23 protein-coding genes are annotated in these 19,554 nt (G+C 44.1%); 11 read left to right on the forward strand and 12 right to left on the reverse strand.

Features of this window, described 5'->3' with window-relative positions:
• Positions 1 to 74: 74 nt before the first annotated feature.
• The 4 genes from MHB78_RS05840 to MHB78_RS05855 all read left to right on the forward strand — a co-directional run bounded on the left by MHB78_RS05840 (position 75) and on the right by MHB78_RS05855 (position 4,015).
• Positions 75 to 467, forward strand: coding sequence for a YueI family protein (locus MHB78_RS05840; RefSeq protein WP_046131696.1), 393 nt, complete (start codon positions 75 to 77; stop codon positions 465 to 467).
• A gap of 137 nt (positions 468 to 604) precedes the next feature.
• Positions 605 to 1,156 (forward strand): cysteine hydrolase family protein, encoded by a 552-nt coding sequence (locus MHB78_RS05845; RefSeq protein ID WP_046131695.1) that lies wholly within the window; start codon positions 605 to 607, stop codon positions 1,154 to 1,156.
• 17 nt (positions 1,157 to 1,173) lie between these two features.
• The gene (locus tag MHB78_RS05850) at positions 1,174 to 2,643 is read left to right on the forward strand and encodes a nicotinate phosphoribosyltransferase (RefSeq protein WP_046131694.1); all 1,470 of its coding nucleotides are present in this window, start codon (positions 1,174 to 1,176) and stop codon (positions 2,641 to 2,643) included.
• A gap of 154 nt (positions 2,644 to 2,797) precedes the next feature.
• On the forward strand, positions 2,798 to 4,015 hold the full coding sequence (locus tag MHB78_RS05855) for an HDOD domain-containing protein (RefSeq protein WP_046131693.1): 1,218 nt from the start codon (positions 2,798 to 2,800) through the stop codon (positions 4,013 to 4,015).
• A gap of 50 nt (positions 4,016 to 4,065) precedes the next feature.
• Here MHB78_RS05855 and MHB78_RS05860 read toward each other — a convergent pair whose 3' ends face one another.
• Positions 4,066 to 4,413, reverse strand: a complete 348-nt coding sequence (locus MHB78_RS05860; RefSeq protein ID WP_231947384.1) for a hypothetical protein — start codon at positions 4,411 to 4,413, stop codon at positions 4,066 to 4,068.
• Positions 4,414 to 4,905: 492 nt separating this feature from the next.
• Here MHB78_RS05860 and degQ point away from each other — a divergent pair, with 492 nt between their 5' ends.
• From degQ to MHB78_RS05890, 6 genes are all read left to right on the forward strand, one after another.
• A complete protein-coding gene (degQ, locus tag MHB78_RS05865; RefSeq protein WP_046131692.1) occupies positions 4,906 to 5,046 on the forward strand; it encodes a degradation enzyme regulation protein DegQ in 141 nt (46 codons plus the stop codon).
• 189 nt (positions 5,047 to 5,235) lie between these two features.
• Complete coding sequence (locus MHB78_RS05870) at positions 5,236 to 6,108, forward strand: polyprenyl synthetase family protein (RefSeq protein ID WP_046131716.1); 873 nt, start codon at positions 5,236 to 5,238, stop codon at positions 6,106 to 6,108.
• A gap of 10 nt (positions 6,109 to 6,118) precedes the next feature.
• Positions 6,119 to 6,283: a competence pheromone ComX gene (gene comX, locus MHB78_RS05875; protein WP_046131691.1), complete on the forward strand. Its 165-nt coding sequence runs from the start codon at positions 6,119 to 6,121 to the stop codon at positions 6,281 to 6,283.
• Between the two features lie 40 nt (positions 6,284 to 6,323).
• Positions 6,324 to 8,642 (forward strand): ATP-binding protein, encoded by a 2,319-nt coding sequence (locus MHB78_RS05880; protein ID WP_046131690.1) that lies wholly within the window; start codon positions 6,324 to 6,326, stop codon positions 8,640 to 8,642.
• A gap of 82 nt (positions 8,643 to 8,724) precedes the next feature.
• On the forward strand, positions 8,725 to 9,363 hold the full coding sequence (locus MHB78_RS05885) for a response regulator transcription factor (RefSeq protein ID WP_046131689.1): 639 nt from the start codon (positions 8,725 to 8,727) through the stop codon (positions 9,361 to 9,363).
• Positions 9,364 to 9,382: 19 nt separating this feature from the next.
• Entirely contained in the window at positions 9,383 to 9,775 is a 393-nt protein-coding gene (locus MHB78_RS05890; protein ID WP_046131688.1) for a hotdog fold thioesterase, read from the forward strand.
• A 41-nt stretch (positions 9,776 to 9,816) separates the two neighbouring features.
• On the opposite strand, the gene mnhG is transcribed toward MHB78_RS05890, so the two are convergent.
• From mnhG to MHB78_RS05925, 7 genes are read right to left on the reverse strand one after another with little or no spacing between them, the layout of a single operon-like run.
• Positions 9,817 to 10,191 carry a monovalent cation/H(+) antiporter subunit G gene (gene mnhG / locus MHB78_RS05895; RefSeq protein WP_046131687.1) on the reverse strand — a complete coding sequence of 125 codons (375 nt, stop codon included), beginning with the start codon at positions 10,189 to 10,191 and terminating at the stop codon, positions 9,817 to 9,819.
• Positions 10,175 to 10,459 (reverse strand): Na(+)/H(+) antiporter subunit F1, encoded by a 285-nt coding sequence (locus tag MHB78_RS05900; protein WP_046131686.1) that lies wholly within the window; start codon positions 10,457 to 10,459, stop codon positions 10,175 to 10,177. The genes mnhG and MHB78_RS05900 overlap by 17 nt, the downstream gene beginning before the upstream one ends.
• Positions 10,459 to 10,935, reverse strand: a complete 477-nt coding sequence (locus MHB78_RS05905; protein ID WP_046131685.1) for a Na+/H+ antiporter subunit E — start codon at positions 10,933 to 10,935, stop codon at positions 10,459 to 10,461. Before MHB78_RS05905 ends, MHB78_RS05900 begins: the two co-directional genes overlap by 1 nt.
• A 5-nt stretch (positions 10,936 to 10,940) precedes the next feature.
• Positions 10,941 to 12,419 carry a Na+/H+ antiporter subunit D gene (locus MHB78_RS05910; RefSeq protein ID WP_046131684.1) on the reverse strand — a complete coding sequence of 493 codons (1,479 nt, stop codon included), beginning with the start codon at positions 12,417 to 12,419 and terminating at the stop codon, positions 10,941 to 10,943.
• Complete coding sequence (locus MHB78_RS05915) at positions 12,412 to 12,753, reverse strand: Na(+)/H(+) antiporter subunit C (protein ID WP_046131683.1); 342 nt, start codon at positions 12,751 to 12,753, stop codon at positions 12,412 to 12,414. The genes MHB78_RS05910 and MHB78_RS05915 overlap by 8 nt, the downstream gene beginning before the upstream one ends.
• Positions 12,753 to 13,184, reverse strand: a complete 432-nt coding sequence (locus MHB78_RS05920; protein ID WP_046131682.1) for a Na(+)/H(+) antiporter subunit B — start codon at positions 13,182 to 13,184, stop codon at positions 12,753 to 12,755. The genes MHB78_RS05915 and MHB78_RS05920 overlap by 1 nt, the downstream gene beginning before the upstream one ends.
• On the reverse strand, positions 13,181 to 15,583 hold the full coding sequence (locus MHB78_RS05925; RefSeq protein WP_046131681.1) for a Na+/H+ antiporter subunit A: 2,403 nt from the start codon (positions 15,581 to 15,583) through the stop codon (positions 13,181 to 13,183). Before MHB78_RS05925 ends, MHB78_RS05920 begins: the two co-directional genes overlap by 4 nt.
• Before the next feature lie 243 nt (positions 15,584 to 15,826).
• Between MHB78_RS05925 and MHB78_RS05930 the strand changes: the two genes are divergently transcribed.
• Positions 15,827 to 16,048 (forward strand): hypothetical protein, encoded by a 222-nt coding sequence (locus MHB78_RS05930; RefSeq protein WP_046131680.1) that lies wholly within the window; start codon positions 15,827 to 15,829, stop codon positions 16,046 to 16,048.
• 48 nt (positions 16,049 to 16,096) lie between these two features.
• Here MHB78_RS05930 and MHB78_RS05935 read toward each other — a convergent pair whose 3' ends face one another.
• From MHB78_RS05935 to pssA, 4 genes are all read right to left on the reverse strand, one after another.
• Positions 16,097 to 17,437 (reverse strand): 2-hydroxycarboxylate transporter family protein, encoded by a 1,341-nt coding sequence (locus tag MHB78_RS05935; protein WP_046131679.1) that lies wholly within the window; start codon positions 17,435 to 17,437, stop codon positions 16,097 to 16,099.
• Between the two features lie 263 nt (positions 17,438 to 17,700).
• Positions 17,701 to 18,489 (reverse strand): phosphatidylserine decarboxylase, encoded by a 789-nt coding sequence (locus MHB78_RS05940; protein ID WP_046131678.1) that lies wholly within the window; start codon positions 18,487 to 18,489, stop codon positions 17,701 to 17,703.
• Positions 18,490 to 18,523: 34 nt separating this feature from the next.
• Positions 18,524 to 19,006: a DedA family protein gene (locus MHB78_RS05945; RefSeq protein ID WP_046131677.1), complete on the reverse strand. Its 483-nt coding sequence runs from the start codon at positions 19,004 to 19,006 to the stop codon at positions 18,524 to 18,526.
• Between the two features lie 6 nt (positions 19,007 to 19,012).
• Positions 19,013 to 19,546, reverse strand: coding sequence for a CDP-diacylglycerol--serine O-phosphatidyltransferase (gene pssA, locus MHB78_RS05950; protein WP_046131676.1), 534 nt, complete (start codon positions 19,544 to 19,546; stop codon positions 19,013 to 19,015).
• Positions 19,547 to 19,554 lie beyond the last annotated feature (8 nt).

A 19,554-nucleotide genomic window follows, 5' to 3' on the forward strand; every position in this document is an offset into this window, starting at 1 on the left:
CATGCCATACTGGATAAAAAACGCTGCGGTCATCACCGCAAATTTTGCAGCCAAGATAAACTGGGGGTCTTAACATGAGCGATGAATCAATCGATCTATATTTGCAGCAGGGGATGCACGGAGTCCGCGAAACAAAGCCGGATGAGCGAAGGCTGTTTTTGGGCTCGTTGAGGGAAAGGGTGATCATCGCTTTAACAAAGGGACAAGTTCTCCGCCCGAAAGCGTACGATGAAGTGATCACCGCGATCGAATCAAACTCTGATGCGGCATTGCTGTTGAACGGAGACATCGATTATTCCCGTTTTTCCGTCTACATCAAGGCCGCGAACAAGCACGGGGTTCCTTTCTCGATCGTCTCAAACCGGGAGTCTGACACACCGCTCGGGTTGATTCTCGTATCGAAAGACGCTGTTGATAAACAATCGATTTATGTCGAGGACGATATATTTGAACGTTCAAAAGGCTAAAAAACGTTTTGTTTTTTTTCTTAAAAAAGCCGCTTGCGGCGCGGCTTGCCAAACTCTTCCGGCTGTTTCGCCCATTCACTTGTCCGAGTAGATAAGTTATAATGTTACCTATCATACAAAAGGCGGGGAGGGCGTCAATGAAAAAAGCTCTTATATGCATAGATTATACGAACGATTTTGTCGCATCAGACGGAAAGCTGACGTGCGGGGAGCCGGGCCAAAAAATTGAAGGTGCCGTCGCAAAGCTTGCGGAAACGTTTATAAACAGCGGCGACTTTGTCGTCTTTGCGGTCGATGCCCATGATGCTCTCGATTTGCATCACCCGGAAACGCGCTTGTTTCCTCCCCACAATATAAAAGGCACATCTGGACAGGCTTTATATGGAAAGCTCGAAACGCTTTTTAAAAAACACGAAAATGACAGTCATGTATACTACATGGAAAAAACAAGGTACTCCGCTTTCGCGGGAACGAATCTCGAATTGAAGCTTCGCGAAAGAGACATCAAAGAACTGCATTTAATTGGCGTGTGCACAGATATTTGCGTATTGCATACAGCAGTTGATGCTTATAATAAAGGGTTTGATCTTGTCATTCATCAAAACGCAGTGGCTAGCTTCAACCCGGATGGACACGACTGGGCTCTTACCCATTTTGCAAACGCCCTTGGAGCCTCAGTGTCGGATTGAGGAAGGAGAAATGAAGGTTGGAACACCGGTTTACAGACGACAGTTTGTCACTTCATACAGATCTTTACCAAATTAACATGGCGGAAACCTATTGGCGCGACGGCATTGATCAAAAAAAAGCCGTCTTTGAACTGTTTTTCAGAAAGCTCCCTTTTGACAGCGGTTTTGCGGTATTTGCCGGTCTGGAGAAAGCGATTGAATATTTGCAAGGTTTCAGATTTACTGAAAGCGATTTAGCTTATTTAAAAGAAGAGCTCGGCTTCAAAGACGATTTTCTCGCCTTTTTAAAAGGGATGAGATTTACCGGGTCCCTTTATTCCATGCAGGAAGGGGAAATCGTTTTCGGAAATGAGCCGATCATGCGGATCGAAGCTCCGCTGGCCGAGGCGCAGCTTGTTGAAACCGCTTTGCTCAACATTGTGAATTATCAAACATTGATCGCTACGAAAGCAGCGAGAATCAAGAGCGTGATCGGTGACGAAACAGCGCTTGAATTCGGAACGAGACGCGCGCATGAAATGGATGCGGCGATGTGGGGTGCAAGAGCGGCGATCATCGGCGGCTTTGATGCCACGAGCAACGTCCGCGCCGGAAAGCGGTTTGACATTCCGGTTTCAGGCACGCACGCCCATGCACTTGTACAGGCCTATCGAGACGAATACACAGCATTTAAAAAATATGCGGAAACCCATAAAAAATGCGTGTTTTTAGTCGATACATATGATACGGTCCGCTCAGGCATTCCCAATGCGATAAAGGTAGCTAAAGAATTCGGCGATAAAATCGAATTTACAGGAATCCGCCTTGACAGCGGCGATCTTGCATACCTGTCCAAAAAGGCGAGAGCGATGCTGGACGAAGCGGGTTTTAAAGATACGAAGGTAGTCGCCTCAAGCGATCTTGACGAATATACGATTATGAACCTGAAAGCCCAAGGGGCGAAAATCGACGTCTGGGGCGTCGGAACAAAGCTGATTACCGCCTATGACCAGCCGGCTCTCGGTGCGGTTTATAAACTCGTCTCAATCGAGGAGAACGGGAAAATGACAGATACGATCAAGATTTCTTCAAATCCGGAAAAAGTAACGACTCCCGGCCAGAAAAAAGTGTATCGGATCATCAACCAGCTGAATCATCATTCAGAAGGCGACTATATCGCTTTGGACTACGAAAAGGTGAATGAGCAGGAGCGGCTTAAAATGTTTCATCCCGTCCATACGTTTATCAGCAAATTTGTTACGAACTTCGACGCAAAAGATCTTCATAAACCGATTTTCGAAAAAGGCAGGCTCGTTTATGAGAATCCGAGCATTCAGGATATTAAGCTGTACGTTCAGGAAAATCTTAATTTGCTTTGGGAAGAGTATAAACGGATCAGCAAGCCTGAAGAATATCCGGTTGATTTAAGCGAAGCATGCTGGAATAACAAAATGCAGCAGATTCATGAGGCGAAAATCAAAGCGATCAAAAGCCTGGATCGGGACTGATCATGCAAACGACCGTATAGCTGGATGCTAAAAACAGATAATTCTCGGCGATTATCTGTTTTTTTTCAATGAATTTTTTCGCAAGTCGAAGGGATTCGTCCATTTATTTGATATACTTAGATCAAAGGTACCTGAGTCGCTAGGGGGAAGAAGAATGAGGGTATTTGTTGCCAGACAGCCAATTTTCAACAGAAATGAACAAGTCGTTGCATATGAGCTTTTATACAGGGAAAGCGAAGAAAACTTTTTCTCTGGAACGGACGGCGACCAGGCGACGACAGAACTAATGATCAACAGCTTTGTAAATATCGGAATCAATAAACTGACAGAAGGTAAAAAATACTACGTAAACTTTACAGAGGGCCTTTTGAAATCGGGATTGCCGACGTATTTTGATCCCGATCGGCTTGTCGTGGAGATTCTCGAAGATGTCCCGATCACCCGGGACCTGATCAGAAGGTGCAGACAATTGAAAAAGCTCGGATATACGATCGCCCTTGACGATTTTTGTTTAAAACACAGCGGGAATCAAGAGCTTCTCAATCAGCTGCTGAAGTATATCGATATACTAAAGGTCGATTTTTTCAAAACGACGCAGGCCGAACGGCGGTTCATTCTGCATTCCTGCCGGTCTTACCATCTGAAATTTCTTGCTGAAAAAGTCGAGACGAGAAAAGAGTATGAACAGGCCGCGGCCGACGGTTTTCATTTGTTTCAAGGGTATTTTTTCAGTGAACCTGTCGTGATCGACGGTCAGGACATTACATATCATTTTCATGCCTATTATGAACTGCTTCATGAGCTAAGCGAAGAACAGCCTGACATTCAGGTTGTCACAAATATTATTGAAAAGGATTTGTCGCTATCCTACCAGCTCTTGAAGCTGCTGAATTCTGCAGCCAGCCGGCCGATACAAAAAATTAAAAGCATCCGCCAGGCGATCGTGCTGCTCGGATTTAAAGAAATCAAAAGATGGATCTACATCCTCTCATTTAAAGACCTGACAAAAAAACAAAATTCAAGCAAAAACGAAGTCGTGAAAATTTCGCTGATCCGGGCGAAGCTTTGCGAATTGCTGGCCAAAAAAACAAGGCGTCCCCAGCCTTCTTCCTATATGCTGACAGGAATGTTTTCATTTATTGATACGCTTTTGCACAAGGAACTGACGGAAGTCATCAGTGAACTGCCGCTGACAGACGAAGTGGGACAGGCGCTGCTTGGCAAAGAGAACGACTATCGAAAAGTTTTGCACCTTGCGAAATTAATTGAGCGAAACGAATGGGAAGATACCTCGCAAACAGACGGCTTAACAAAGGAGGAAGCACACCGATGCTACCTTGAAGCCATCGAATGGTGTCACAAGATATTATAACGTCCAAAAATCCGGCTGTTCTCATACGAGAAGCCGGATTTTTTGCGTTTTCAAGACCAGCGCAGCATCAGTGACATTGTACTGGATGGATTGATGAGAATAATGCGGAGGCCGTCCGGATTGAAGGATACGTCAAGCCGGCTTCTGATACCGGTTTGTCTCAGAAGCGCGATGACGGTTTCTTTTTGCGATCTTTGCGCAGCTTCCATAATTCTTCGCGCAAGGTCGCGCGAAGCAGTTATTCTGTTTAGGATCAGCTGCCCGTCAGCCATCAGGCTGTTTGCGGTTCTTGCGGAGCGGAGAAACACGTCTGTTTTGACCTCGGGAAATAGCTGCCGATCATGAACATGACGGTACGGATATGCCCAATGCGCGTTGATGATGTAACATGGAAACAAACTGAACACCTCATTTTTCATTTTACGGGTCAAATTGCGGTTTTTGCGGTGTGAGCACAAGGAATGGTTTTTTCAGGATAAAACATACGCAATATCGTTTTGCGTTTTTTTTCGGTGTTGACGCCGCGGTTGCGTTCCGCAACTCCGTCCGTTTTTTTGCTTTCCATCAGATGATACTTTTGGCTTACGGTCATAAAACGAACTGATTTTGCTCTTATTCCTGTTATAAAAGGATTTTGAAGAGGGTTGAAGTTTTCCTTTTGAAAAAAATGAAAAGTTTTTAAATTTTCTTAGGGTTTGAGAACTAGTGCTCAATGATGTAAAATGGATGTTATGGTCTATTGAATGTTTGCGGTGTAACGCACGAATGTCAGGCCAACTTTTCGGTGAAAAAGTGGTCATTTCCCTTTAAACTTGTATTAACAGATCAAATACCTATGACTCGTTCACTATACACAAATTGATTGATCTTCCAAAAGGAGTGTGGAATCAGTGGAAAAGCAACAAATTGAAGAGTTAAAGCAATTGCTTTGGCGGCTTGAAAATGAAATCAGGGAAACGAAAGACTCCTTGCGCAAGATTAACAAAAGTATCGACCAATATGATAAATACTCATATTTAAAAACCTCTTAAAAGGACTTGTTTCACAAGTCTTTTTTTTTTTTTTGCGGTTACGACCCAAAAAAAGGATAAATTATTATATAATTGTTAAAAAAGAAAAATGCACTGTCAATCAGGAATTTGATTTAGTAAAATATGAAGAAAGGAGGGAGTGTCATCTCTAAGCTTTTCAGTCTAGATCATGATAAAATCAAGCAAAAAATGAATCATTTTATAGACGATGAAATTCCCAACGGCGATTTAAATCAAACATTGCGCTCTTTTGTAGATGCAAAGGACCATCTGCATTTCAGCGAACTTGTTTTTTACCATTACTTTAGTTTCGGCGGCACAGATACGGATAAAGCAGAAACGCTTGGAGCAGGGATCGAACTGCTGATACTTTCGTTTGACATCTTCGATGATTTAGAGGATGAAGACAGTCCGGATGAGCCTTGGATGAGGATGAACCGCGCGGTCGCTCTGAACGCGGCGACAGCCCTTTACACACTTAGCATCAAAGTGATCAGTTGTGTTTCAAATGAGCCAGTATTTTTACATAAATTGATGGAATATACGCTTCAATCGATGCAGGGACAGCATGATGATCTGAGCAATCGGTCTGCAACCGAAGATGAGTGTCTCGACATGATTAAACGCAAATCGGGCTCCCTGACGGCTCTTCCGTGCGTTTTGGGAACGATGCTGGCCACGGGCGAATTCAATCCGACGGTCGAAGAATACGCCTGCCAGTTGGGAATTGCAGCACAGATCGAAAACGATTATAAAGCCCTTTTTTATAATTCAAAAAGCGACATCGCCAAAAAGAAGCGGACGCTCGCTTACTTATATTTGACAAGAAAATTTAATCAGGCGTCAATTGATTTGTTAAATATATTTGAAGATGAGGATAAATTTACCGATATAGAAATAAAATGCTACAAAGAAAAGTTAAAGGCAGCAGGCGTCACTCAGTATATGTATGTCATGAATCAGCTCGCTATTCAGAAATTTAAAAAGGGGATAGCGGGGTTGGAATTGGGGGAAGGTGAGATTCAACGATTAGCATCTGCCCTTTTAAAAACGATTTGTTAAGGAGAGTTTTATGCAGGATATTGTAGACTTTTTATTGAAGAACCCAGCTGTGTTAAAAGAGATTATTGATGGGAATGCGTGTCTTTTAGGAATTGACCAGGAAAAAACAGAAACTGTGGTTGACAGTATTAGATTATTGGGGAAAAGGTGGTATGGTGGAGGATTTTGGATATAAGGTAATTTCTGAATGATCTTCTTATAAGGATGTAAAATTCATGAATGTTAATTATAATAAACTCTCTTTAATCATAATTTTAATAAGTTTAGCGTTTGTTCCTTATATTATTTATGTAAACCTTCATTCGAGCTACCTTGGAATGACAATGGAGTTTAATGCGAAAAATGAGTATCAAGTTTTTCAAATTGAAAAGGGATCATTAGCACAATCACTTGGATTCAAAAACGGCGATATTATTAGAGAAATAAATGGAAAAAACGTTGATAAATTAAAATCAAATGAAGAAGAGTTAGAGAAAGAATTAAATGATGTTAAATCATTGATTGTGGAAAGGGATGGGGAGATCGGTTTAGTAGAAACTGGATATGAACTGTTGAGTTATGAAAGTTTCTTTTTATTTATTATTCCAATGATCTTTTATCTTCTATCTCTCTTTTGTGTTTATTTTATAATAAAATCTAATAAAAAATTAAACGCGGCTTCGGCTTTTATTTTGATTGTATTTCTCTTAGTAACTTCAACATCTTATTCTTCTTCAGTGGGAGCTGCAAAAGGGGATAACCTTAGTGTTTATGTCACGATGATAACTTTTCAATTTGTCCCTGTATTATATCTTCATTATATTTATCAATACTTTAAGGAAAAAGGAAAGGTGTTTTTTAGTAATAAGATATTTCTTTTTCTATACCCTGTGGGTGTATTGAATTTATTAGTCGAGATTTTCAGTGACACTTTAGAGATATCCTATAGTTCTATTAAAAGTTTTAACTTGATCTCATTCTTGCTTATTACGACTATAGCATTTTCATTAATCATTTATGGTTTAATTAAATATAAGTATTCTGAACAAGCTTATTTTTTACGTATTCTGGTTATAACAAATTTTGTTGCGTTTATTCCATTTTTGATATTCTACGTCATCCCTTATGTGTTTATTGGCGATTATATATTTCAGGCAATGTTTGTTGTTCCTTTTTTATTAATTATTCCTTTTTCGCTTGTTTATCAGTTTGTTGCCACTAAGATATATGATATCGATTTTTTATTAGGACGATTTAGATATTACGGGTTGCTAGCTATATTGCCTACTCTTATTTCTGTAGGTGTAATTACCTTAACCCAAGAGATTAGCAACAGTTTTAATACAATTAAAATAACAATTTTTATATATTTTATCATGCTAGGTGTTTTTTATCTAAAGGAAATTCTTGATTTTCGCTTCCGATTAAAGAGATTTTCTGAAAAATTTAATTATCAGGACAGTATTTTTAAATTTACACAAATGATCCGAAGCTCAACATCTTTATCAGAAGTTTTTAGAGAATTAGCTAACACAATCCTTGATGTATTACTTGTTAGCCAAGCATATGTCCTTGAATTAAAAAATGATGGAACAGTGAGACTGCTTAGTGATGATGTGAATGATCATGTTTGGAAGCCATATGAAAAAGATGCTGTCAAAGCCGTCACCGAAATCGGCAAAATCGTCGAAGTCGACCGCGGGTTTCTCATTAAAATCGGTGAACGGGGCGGGACGTCTTATGTCATGTTGTGCCTGTCGATTTTAAATACGCCTAGGCTGACCCGTGATGAGATTTCGTGGCTTGAGACGCTGGCATTTTATACGAGCGTTTCCTTGGAAAACGTTCTGAAGATCGGCGAGCTGATGGAACATCTTGAGAATGTGAAAAAGGAAGGGCCGAATCCGGCATGGCTGAATAAGCTGATGTTTGCGATCGAGGAGAAGCAGAGGTCCGATTTGGCGAGGGATTTACACGATTCGGTGCTTCAGGATATGATTTCTTTGAAGCATCAAAGCGAGATGTTTCTTGCCGATTTTGAAAAAGATAAAGTGTGCACGGCCGAAATTGAGCAAAGGCTGGTCAATATGAATGAGCAAATGTCGAATGTGATCCAGATGACGAGGGAGACGTGCCAGGAGCTGAGACCGCAGCTATTGTACGATCTCGGCCTCGTTAAAGCACTCTCCAAACTGGCGGCGCAGCATCAGGAATCCTCTTCGATTCGGATCAGATTAAACACGGAAAGGTTTTCAAAAGTGCTTGATCTCGATACACAGCTGAATCTGTACAGAATCGTCCAGGAACTTTTGAGCAACGCAGTGAAACATTCGAAGGCGCATGAGGTTTTGGTTATGCTCGTTTGCATTAAGGAAAAAGTCGTGCTCCATTATGAAGATGACGGCATCGGTTTTGATCAGGACAAGCTTTATCAAAACAGCTCCAGTATGGGGCTGTCGGGAATTCGCGAGCGCGTCCGCGCATTGAACGGTAAACTGGACATTAAAACAGCAGAGGGAAAAGGATTCAAGGTCATCATTGAAATGGAATTGTAATGTTTAGTAAAGGAATTTTGCTTGTCATCTGCCAAGTTTTTTCTATAAAATGGTGTTAGGTGAACGGAAAAGGGAGGAAATTATGAGAAGATTACTTGTGATCGATGATCATCCGGCTGTCATGGAGGGGACAAAGGCAATTCTTGAAACGAATCAGGATTTTCTTGTCGATTGCCTCAGTCCGGAAGCCAGCGAACAATTTCTGACTAAACATGATTTTTCTGCATATGACCTGATCTTAATGGATTTGAATCTGGGCGAAATCAACGGAATGGACCTCTCCAAGAAAATCCTTGAGACCTGTTCATCATGCAAAATTATCGTTTATACCGGATACGAAGTAGAAGATTATTTTGAAGAAGCGATTCGTTCCGGCATGCATGGTGCGATCAGCAAAACAGAGTCAAAGGAAAAGATTATTGAGTACATATATCAGGTGTTGGATAATAAAATCGTCGTCGATTATGATTACTTAAAAGATCTGATCACCAAGCAAAAAACAAAATCAAGCAGCCAAGAGACCCAGCATGACGTATTGACTGAAAGAGAACGCCTGATCTTAAAAGAGGTCGAAAAAGGCTATACGAATCAGGAGATTGCCGATGCGCTGCATCTGAGCAAACGTTCGATCGAATACAGCCTGACTTCCGTATTTAACAAACTGAATGTCGGATCACGTACGGAAGCTGTATTGATCGCAAAATCCGAAGGCGTACTTTAAGGAAAGGAGAACTTGTCCAGTGGAGACGAAACATACGCTTCTTGAAGCGCTTGGCATTGAAGTGACGGAATGCAATAAAGAACGCTGCGTTGCTGTCATGCCTGTTGATGAAAGGACGCGCCAGCCGTTTGGCTTTCTTCACGGAGGGGCATCTGTCGCACTGGCCGAAACGGTGGCCAGCATCGGAGCATATCAGCACATCGATCCAAAGCGGCAGGCCTGTTTCGGGCTTGAGATTAACGCCAACCATATCAAATCCATCAAGGAAGGGACTGTTAAAGCGGTCGCAACCCCGCTTCATGTCGGAAGATCCACGATGGTATTCCACATTGACATCCGCGATGAAGAGGATCGGCTCATTTCCGTGTCTCGATGCACCATGGCGGTCGTCCAGCATTCCTCCTCATCATAACCATTTCATCAAAAAAACTCGCCCGTTTCGGCGAGTTTTCTTTATAAATAAGAGTCTTCTTTCTTTTTGATGACGAAATTTCTGTATCCTTCGTAATCATCCTGGACGCTTTTCTCTTCCATTTTCACCCCTGAATTGTAAGCGGCACGTGCGATCAAATGGGCGCCTACGGGAGACGTCAGGAAGACAAAGACGATACCGAGCAGCACCTTTGCCGCGATGATGCCGTGGAGGAACCAGAAGTAAAAAAAGACGCCGAGCAGAACGCTGATAATGCCTAATGTCGCACCTTTTGAAGCGGCGTGGATTCTCGAATAGACGTCAGGGAGCCTTAACGTTCCAAATGACGCGGCAAGGGAGATCAGCGCCCCTAAAAGAATGAAAACGGCAATGACAATTTTAGCGGCTTCGATCATTTTCAATAATCTCTCCTTTCTCAAGGAATTTTGAAAATGCAACAGTTCCGATAAATGCTAAAATGCCGATCAGCAAGATAACCTCTAAAAATGTGGACGTATTTAAAAGAATCGAGACGAGAGCCGTAATACCGATCAGATTGATGCCGATCGCATCAAGCGCCACCACTCTGTCAGGGATGCTCGGTCCTTTGATCACCCTGATGACGTATAAAAAAGTGGAGATCGCCAGGATGCCGAGCGAGAGCTGGAGAATGAATTCAAACATCAGCGGCTTACCTCCTTAATGGCCTCTTCAAACGAATGCCGAATGTCGTAGATGGCTTTTTCGGCATCGTCTATATCGACCGCATGTATATAAAGAATCGAACGGTCATCTGAAATATCGATAACCAATGTGCCGGGCGTCAGCGTAATCAGGTTCGCCAAGGTCGTAATTTCCCAGTCTGCTTTCAGGTCTGTTTTAAAAGCGAAGATCCCCGGCTTATTTTTCAGCTTCGGCGCCAGGATCGTCTTCAGCACGCTGAGATTGGCGAGCAGCAGTTCTTTGATGAAAATCAAGAGAAGCATGATGATCGCCCAAATGTTCAGGACGTAAAAACGGCGCGGAAAGAAGCGTCTCAGTAAAAAGAGCGAGAATAATCCCATCGCGTAGCCGGTGATAAAGCCGACGGCGGTTGGATCATTGTTCAGAAACATCCAGCACAATGCAAGAATAACATTCAGCAAGATTTGTAATGCCATGCGATCTACTCCTTCAAAACGGCTTCAATGTATTTTTCAGGGTGAATCAGCGTATCGGCTGCCTGATGAAAGTACGGAGCGACGAACTCGGTGCCGATTCCGACCGCGAGTGACAGAAAGAGCAGGATTGCTGCCGGATAAATGAAGCCTTTCACCGATCTGTTTCGCGAAGCGTCTTTCCGTTCTTCCCCCCAAAACCCGTATATAAATATTTTCATGACGGAATATAAGACAAGCAGACTTGATAACAGCATCAGCAGGGTGATGACGAACTCTCCGCTGATAAAGCCGCCTTCGGCAATTTTCAGCTTTCCGATAAAGCCGCTGAAGGGCGGAATTCCGGCTAATGAAACGGCAGAAATCATGAACATCCAGCCGAGGGCAGGATGGGTTTTCATATAGCCGCTCATTTTTTTCAGGCTGTTCGTTCCGGCCAGCGCAAACAGCGCCCCGCACAGCATAAACAACGCTCCCTTAATGATCATGTCGTGTATCAGATAATAGATGGATCCCTCGATGGAAGCGGGCGTATTGGCGGCGATGCCGAACAGAATCACCCCGACCGCTGTCACGATATTGTAGATGATGATTTTTTGGACGTCCCAATAGGCGATTGACCCGATAACGCCAAATATGATCGTGAGCGCCGCAAGCCAGACCATCAGCTGATGGGTATATCCGGCGTTTTGCGTGAAAATCAGCGTGAAAACGCGGGCGATCGCATACATTCCGACTTTGGTGAGCAGCGCCCCGAACAAAGCGGAAACGGCCGCAGGCGGCGCATAATAAGAGCCGGGCATCCAAAAATAAAGCGGGAAAATCCCGCCTTTCAATCCAAAGACGATGAGAAACAGCACGGCGATAACGGTGATCAGCCCGGCGTGTCCGGATTCGCTGATCCGCACGCTGAGGTCCGCCATGTTTAATGTGCCCGTCACGGCGTATAGATAAGCGACTCCGATCACGAATAAAGCGGAAGAAATAATATTAAATACGATATATTTCAATGATTCTCTCAGCTGGATCTTCGTGCCGCCGATGACGATTAAAACGTATGAAGCCATTAAAAGAACTTCGAAGAACACGAACAGGTTGAACAAATCCCCCGTTAAAAAAGCTCCGCTTACACCGGCAAGCAGAAATTGGACAGCCGGATAATAAAAGAAGCGCTCCCGTTTTTCCCCGATTGAACGAAACGAATACAAGACGGTCGCGAATCCGATGATCGCAGTCGTCAATGCGAGAATGCTGGCGAATTGATCAGCGACAAGGATGATCCCGAACGGAGGCTTCCACCCGCCAAGATACAAGGTTTGTATCCCGTCCGTGAATACGGTCTGAACGAGCAAGGCCGCCGCTGCCACGGCTGCAAGGGAAGAGACGGCGCTGAAGGCGCGCATCAGCTTGATCGATTTGTTCATAAAGATTAGCAAAACCGCGGCCAATAAAGGAATCAATATTGGCAGAATGACAAGGTTATTCATGTTGATCATTTCCCCTCATTTGTTCCATATCGTCCATTTTCAGCTCCTGGTAGGCGCGGAAGGCCATGACCAAAAGGAAAGACGTGACGCCGAAGGCGATGACGATCGCCGTCAGAATAAGAGCCTGAGGGATCGGATCGACATAAGACGCTGTATCGTTTTTTAAAATCGGAGGAGCACCCTTTTTTAATCCTCCCATCGTCAACAAAAGGAGGTGTACGCCGTGGCTGAGAACGGCCGTTCCGATGATCACCCTCAGAAGGCTTTTTGACAGCATTAAATAAGTCGCTGCCGTGAACAATATTCCTACAATAAACGCCATTAAAATCTCCATTATTCTCTCTCTCCAATCGTCTGAATAATGGTCATCGTCACTCCGACCACTACGAGGTATACGCCGGTGTCAAACAGCACGGCGGTGGCGAGCTCCGTTTTCCCGAGAAGCGGAAGGTGAAAATAGCCGAACGCATGCGAGAGAAACTGAGCGCCGAATACAAACGACCCGATCCCAGTGCAGACGGAGATGAATAAGCCTGTTGCAGCCACATAAATAAAATTGATAGGCAGGATGTTCTTCACCGTTTTCAAATCATAGGCAAGCAGGAGCAGCACGAAGGAAGAAGACGTCATCAGCCCTGCGATAAAGCCGCCTCCCGGATTGTTATGGCCTGCAAAAAACAGGTGGAATGAAAAGAGCAAAATGATAAAGCAGGCGACCTTTGTAACGGTCTGCAAAATCACATCGTTTGTCTGCTGTTTATTCAATGCTCTTCTCCTCCCTTCTCCATTCTGAGCCTGATCATTCCGTATATGCCAAGCGCGGCGATGACAAGCACGGTAATTTCAAATAATGTATCAAATCCCCTGAAATCAACCAGCACCACGTTGACGATATTGTGGCCGCCGGCTAGCTTATAGCTGTTTTCAATAAAATAAGACGAAATGCTTTCAAGGGAGCGCTGGCTGTTTGAAGCTAAAGCAAGCAGCGTCACGACAGCTCCGACGCCAATCGAAACGAGTGCATTCGTGATCCTGAATGTTTTCGTTTTCGGTTTGAAGTTGAGCTTCGGCAGATGATAGAAGCACAGCAGGAACAGCGCCACTGAAATCGTTTCGATAATCAGCTGCGTCAGCGCCAGATCGGGCGCTCTGAAAATTACAAAGAACAAAGCGAGCGTATAGCCGATGACACCGAGTGCGATAATCGCCGTCAGCCTTGATCTCGCAAAAACCGTTCCAAAAGTGGCGGCAATCATGACCGCTGACAAAACGAGCTCATAAACGCCGATTGAAGCGGTCCCTTTCACGCTGTAGGAAAAGCCTCCCGTCAGCACAAGCGTACCGCCGACTGCGATAATGAAGAATGCAAAAATGTATACGAGGTAATCCCGAAGGAAACCCGTCATGTACGTCCGTGTGGCTTTGTTGGAGCCCTTTTCAAGCCCGTAGAGGGAACGGTCGTACAAGTTGTTCAGCGTCAGCTTATCAGGAAACAGGCTATAGACCTTCCTCCATTTGCCAAGGGTTCGATAAGCGAGAACACCGAGCACCGCAACTCCGATCGTCATAAAGAGCTCAGGCGAAAAACCGTGCCATATCGAAATATGGACCTTGAATTTTTCATCCCCGTCCAAAAGGCTCGGCATAATTGAAGCAGCCGCAGGCTCAATGATCGTATAAGACAGAATGTTCGGGAAAAAGAAAAAGATCACAGCCAGAGACACGAGGATGATCGGCGAAATCAGCATGCCGAGCGGAGCTTCGTGCGCTTTTTTCTCAAGCTTTTCAGGCTGATATTTCCCCCCGAATGTCTGAAACAGCAACACCATGCTGTAAATAAACGTAAACACACTGCCCGTCCAAGCAAGCACAGGGAACAAAAAGCTCCACGTATCAGCGCTGAACAGGTTGAAGTCAGTGATTCTAAGCATGCTCGTAAAAAACATTTCCTTGCTCAAAAACCCGTTAAACGGAGGCAATCCCGCCATCGAAAACGCGCCGATCAGCGAAATGGTAAAGGTGATCGGCATGATCGTCATTAAACCGCCGAGCCTGCGGATATCCCGCGTTCCGGTTTCATGATCGATGATTCCGACCGCCATGAAAAGGCTGCCTTTAAAAGTGGCATGGTTGATCAAATGAAAGACGGCGGCAATGACCGCGACCAAATAATAATTAAACTGCTCAAAGTGCAAAGCCGCCGCCCCGACGCCGAGCATTGACATGATCATTCCGAGCTGGCTGACGGTGGAGAATGCGAGAATCGCTTTTAAATCCGTCTGTTTGACGGCATTGAATGAACCCCAGAAAAGCGTAATGATCCCGGTCAAAGATACGATCCAAAACCACTCTCCCGAAAAAGCGAAAACGGGCGTGAATCTTGCCACCAAATAGATGCCCGCTTTGACCATCGTCGCCGAATGCAAATAAGCGCTGACCGGCGTCGGTGCTTCCATCGCATCCGGAAGCCAGATATAAAAAGGAAATTGAGCCGATTTTGTAAAAGCTCCGATCAAAATCAGCACGAGAGCCGGCAGGAAAAAGCCGCTCGCCGATATGGCGTCAACCTGGCTGATCATTTCCCTGATGCTGAATGAACCCGTGATGATATAGAGCAGGATGAATCCTCCAAGCAGCGAAAGGCCGCCGAAAATCGTGATCAGCATCGATTTTGTCGCGCCATAACGCGACTTTTCCCGCTTGTGCCAATAGCCGATAAGCAGGAAAGAAGAGATACTGGTCAATTCCCAAAATAAATAAAGTACAATGACGTTATCAACAAGTACGACGCCGAGCATCGCTCCCATAAACATGAGCAGATAAACGTAAAACGGCCCGAGCTGTTCCTTTTCCTTGGACAGATAATAAATGCTGTACAGAACAACCAGTGCCCCGATCCCCGTAATCAGGAGGGCAAACAGGAGTCCCAGACCATCGACATAGGCGGTAAAATTAATGCCGAAGGAAGGAATCCATTCCAAAGTTGCTTTTAACGTCCCGCCATGTGAAGTCATGCCGATCATACGGAAAAAATAAACGAATAATAAAACAGGCAGAATAAGAACAAACCAGCCCGTATGAATCTTGCGGACATATTTCGCCAACAGCGGAATCAAGAAGGCGAGTACTAAAGGCGCTACTATTGCAATATGTAAAGACGTCATCATTAACCTCCTTTTGATAGCTTATATACATACATTTTGTTCCATACGATCATTTTCAAACGTGCTGTACTTTTTTAGAGCTGGCGACCTAGACAAATTATAACTCAATTTTTGGACGGCTGCATGACCGCGAAGGATCAAGGTTTTATGGGGTCTTATGAACTTGAAAACAATTTTATCAAAAAATAAGGCATTTGTATAATACATTTTTTTTTGAACAAACTATTCGAAAGGTGATAAAAGATGAGAACAAAAGCTTTTGCCAGCCTCGGTTTGTTTTGCTCGATGTTTGCGGGAGCGTTTATCATCAACAGGGAAATGCCCATTGAAAACGATCCGGAAGCAGGGGCGGAAGAAGAGCGGACGTCTGAAGGCGATTTCGCCCCGATGCAGACGGAAAGCGGTATGGAAAAAGAAAACGCTCCTTTTAAACCGAGGGAATATATCAGAGTTGTAAAACGCTGAAAACAAAAAAAGGAATCCGATCGTATCGATCAGACTCCTTTTTGTTTGTTATGATGTGAAAAATCTCAATAAAATGGTTGCCATAATAACCGTGGATGCGCCTCCGAGACGCGTAGAGATTTGTGCGAACGGCATGAGGCCCATTCTTCCTGAAGCCGAAAGGATGGCGACGTCCCCGGTTCCGCCAAGACCGCTGTGGCAGCCTGTTACGATCGCTGATTCGACAGGATACATGTTCATCAATTTTCCGACAAAGTACCCTGAAGTGACCATTGCGATAACGACGGATGCACAGACGATAACGAAGCGAACAGAGATGACTGCTGCAACGTCATCAAGCGGGATATAAAGAATGCCAAGTCCGACCATCAGCGGCCAAGTAAAGCTTGATGACATGAATTTGTAAAGCTGGTGAGCGCCTTTTTCCATGCTGGCCGGCAGCAGTTTCGCATACTTCACTGCAGCCGCTGCAATGATCATTAAAATCGCCCCTGGAATCGCGATGAATTTCGAAACCAGGCCGCCGAAAATGAAGAACGTACAAGCGATCAGAACGCCCGCGCCCATTAATTTCAAATCAATTTTAGGCTCTTCTTCTTTTTGGTTGAAAATTTCATCGTCTTTTTTCGATTTGACAAGCCGTCCGTTTCCGTTTAGCTCAGGACGCTTTTCGCCAAGTTTTTTCATCAATCCTGCCGCGATGATCGCCACGACGTTTCCGATAATCGCAGCCGGAATGAGCTGTGAAACAAAGACATCGGTAGATTGTCCCAAAATATGCGAATAGGCGAGAGACAGCGGCAAGATTCCTTCGCCGATACCGCCGGCAATAATCGGTACGATAATAAAGAAGAAAGATTCATAAGGGCTGTAGCCTAGTATTAAGCCGACGAGTATTCCGGCAGCGACGGCGGCGATAGTACCGGCCAAAAGCGGCACGAACATTCTCATAAAGCCTTGAATTAAAATCGTGCGGTGCATGCCCAAAATGCTTCCGGCAACTAAACAAGCGATATAAAAATACAGAAAGTTAGACGTTTTCATTAGTGTTGTAACCGCATCCAAAGACGCCGGGTTGAGCACTTTATAAAAGACTAAAAATGAAGGAACGAACAATGAAAGAATCGCAGGTCCGCCGATATCTTTTAAAATCGGAATCCGCTGGCCGATATCTCCGAGCACGACTCCCAAAATCATGATGATGGCGAATCCGCCGAGCATATCGTTAGGCAGCTGGTTAAAATAAGCTGATAGAAAAATAATGATGGATAATGCCAGATAAAGCGGAAACGGAATGACGCCGATCTTCCAATGAATCAATTTTTGAAATGCATTTTTATGTTCTTTTTGATCGGTTGTAATCGGTTTCAAATTCTTTGCTGCTTCCATGAAAAACACCCCCACATTTGTATGGTTACAATTGTAGAAGAAAAGTGTATTTTTTGTGTATTTTTAAATTAAAATAAGTGATTGATAATTAAATTAAAGAGAAAAAAGACCCCTTAAGAGAGCGCTTTCCTTCAAAACTCCCTATTTTATAGGTCTTTTGGATCAAAATGAAAACCCTTTCTCTGTTTTTTGATTTAGGAGACGGAGCTTTTTAAATCAGCGGATTAAAAAATCCCCCGGAGGTGTACTCGGGAGATTGAGGTCTATTTTACGCTTGCCAGTGAGCCTAAAATGTCCCCCATTTTTACTTTCAATGAGGGACAGAGGGTGCCGACCGGGATAAAAGTATCTTTTTCAAACAGCAAAATAACGGTCGAGCCGAATGAAAAGTAGGCGATTTCTTCGCCTTGCCGCCAGTTTTTCGCCTCCTGCAGCATGACGATCGAATTAATGTACATCGCTCCGACTTTTACGAGAAGGGCTGATCCGTATTGATGCCTGATTTCAGAAATCATCCGGTAATTTTTCGTCAGCGGCGACTTGCCGTATGTCAACCCTGTCTTGTTAACAGGGTATGAAGAGCTGCCGAGCGAATATTGCGTTTCGAGCGTGCCATCCGCCGGGCTGTGGATTCTATGATAGTCCCGTGGACTCAAATAGATGATGATATAGGTTCCGCCTAAATAGCGGTTTGCGATTGCATCATTGCCGATCATTTCCTCTAATGAATAAGGTTTATGTTTGACGATAAACTGTTTATCTGCGGAGACTGTGCCCATTTCTTCTATGACTCCGTCAACCGGGCTGATCAGGCAGTCCGGGACCGAAGGAATAGGGCGGGCTCCGTCTTTCAGCCTTCTGATGAACAGCTCGTGCAAACTGTTAAAAGAGCTGACATCCTCGAGCATTTCTTCCGTATTGATTTGGAAGGTTTTCATATACGGGCGGATCAGCGGTTTGCTGAGTTTTGACTGAGCAAATTTTTTCAATGCCCGGGACACGCCCTTTTTATTTGTCAATTCTATCAAACATCGGTAAAGCCGCTTTTTCAAGCTGTTCACTCCTTCTGCATCATCCGGGAAGCTATTAAATTACGCCGATTGTGTACCCGATCGTGATAAAGACGATACACCAAATAAAAGCTCCTGAACCGGCAAAGGTCAGAAACTTTTTCATTTTCATTTCGTTCATCCCCGAGAGATAGCATGTCACATGGCGGATGCCCGGAATGAAATAGCCGAAAACGATCGTCCACGGTCCGTATTTGTCGAACCAGCGGCGGACGGTTTCCAGCCTTTTCGGGGTCAGGCCTATCCATTTTCCGAACTTGTCTAAAAGCGGTTTGCCGATTTTCTTGCCTAAAAAATAGCTGATGACCATTCCTGATAAAGCGCCTGAAAAGCTGATCACAATGGCTAAACCGTAATGTAGAATATGAATGGAAGACAGGTATCCCACAAATGTCATCATCACTTCGTCGGGAATCGGCAGCCCGATAATTCCGAGGACGAGCATGCCGAAAATCGCAAAATACCCGTACTGGGAAATCAATTCTTTTGCTACATCCATTAAACCCTAGCTCACTTTCTTCAATAAATTTTTCCCTTTTAGGCTGATGACTTTGATCCTGCTGACCATGAGATAGGACAGGAATAAGGTGATCATAATGAACATCTTTTTGCCAAGGATGTCAAATAAAAGGTTCAGGATCACGAGAATTGTGCCGGCCGCAGTAATCGGCAGTCCTGTGAAATATTCCTGCTCCCCTTGAATATTGAAGCGGGCGAGCCGAAGGGCTCCGCAGACAGGGAACAAGAGTGTTGAAGGGAGGCCCATCAGCGGCGCATCGTGAAAAATAACAGAATATGTAATAATGGCCGGAGCAATGCCAAACGTTATAATATCGGCCAATGAGTCCAGTTCTTTTCCGAACGGAGTGACGGCATTCAGTTTTCGGGCGGCCATGCCGTCAAGCATATCAAAAATGGCGCCGATCAAAACACATAGAATCGCCAATAATAAATACCCTCTGAACGCCAATAGCAAGGCCGATAATCCCGAAACAAAGTTTCCAATCGTAATCAAAGAAGGTATGATCGTTTTTTTCAATTGATTTC

It is taken from the genome of Bacillus sp. FSL K6-0138, from assembly GCF_037982765.1.
GTDB classification, from domain to species: domain Bacteria; phylum Bacillota; class Bacilli; order Bacillales; family Bacillaceae; genus Bacillus; species Bacillus glycinifermentans.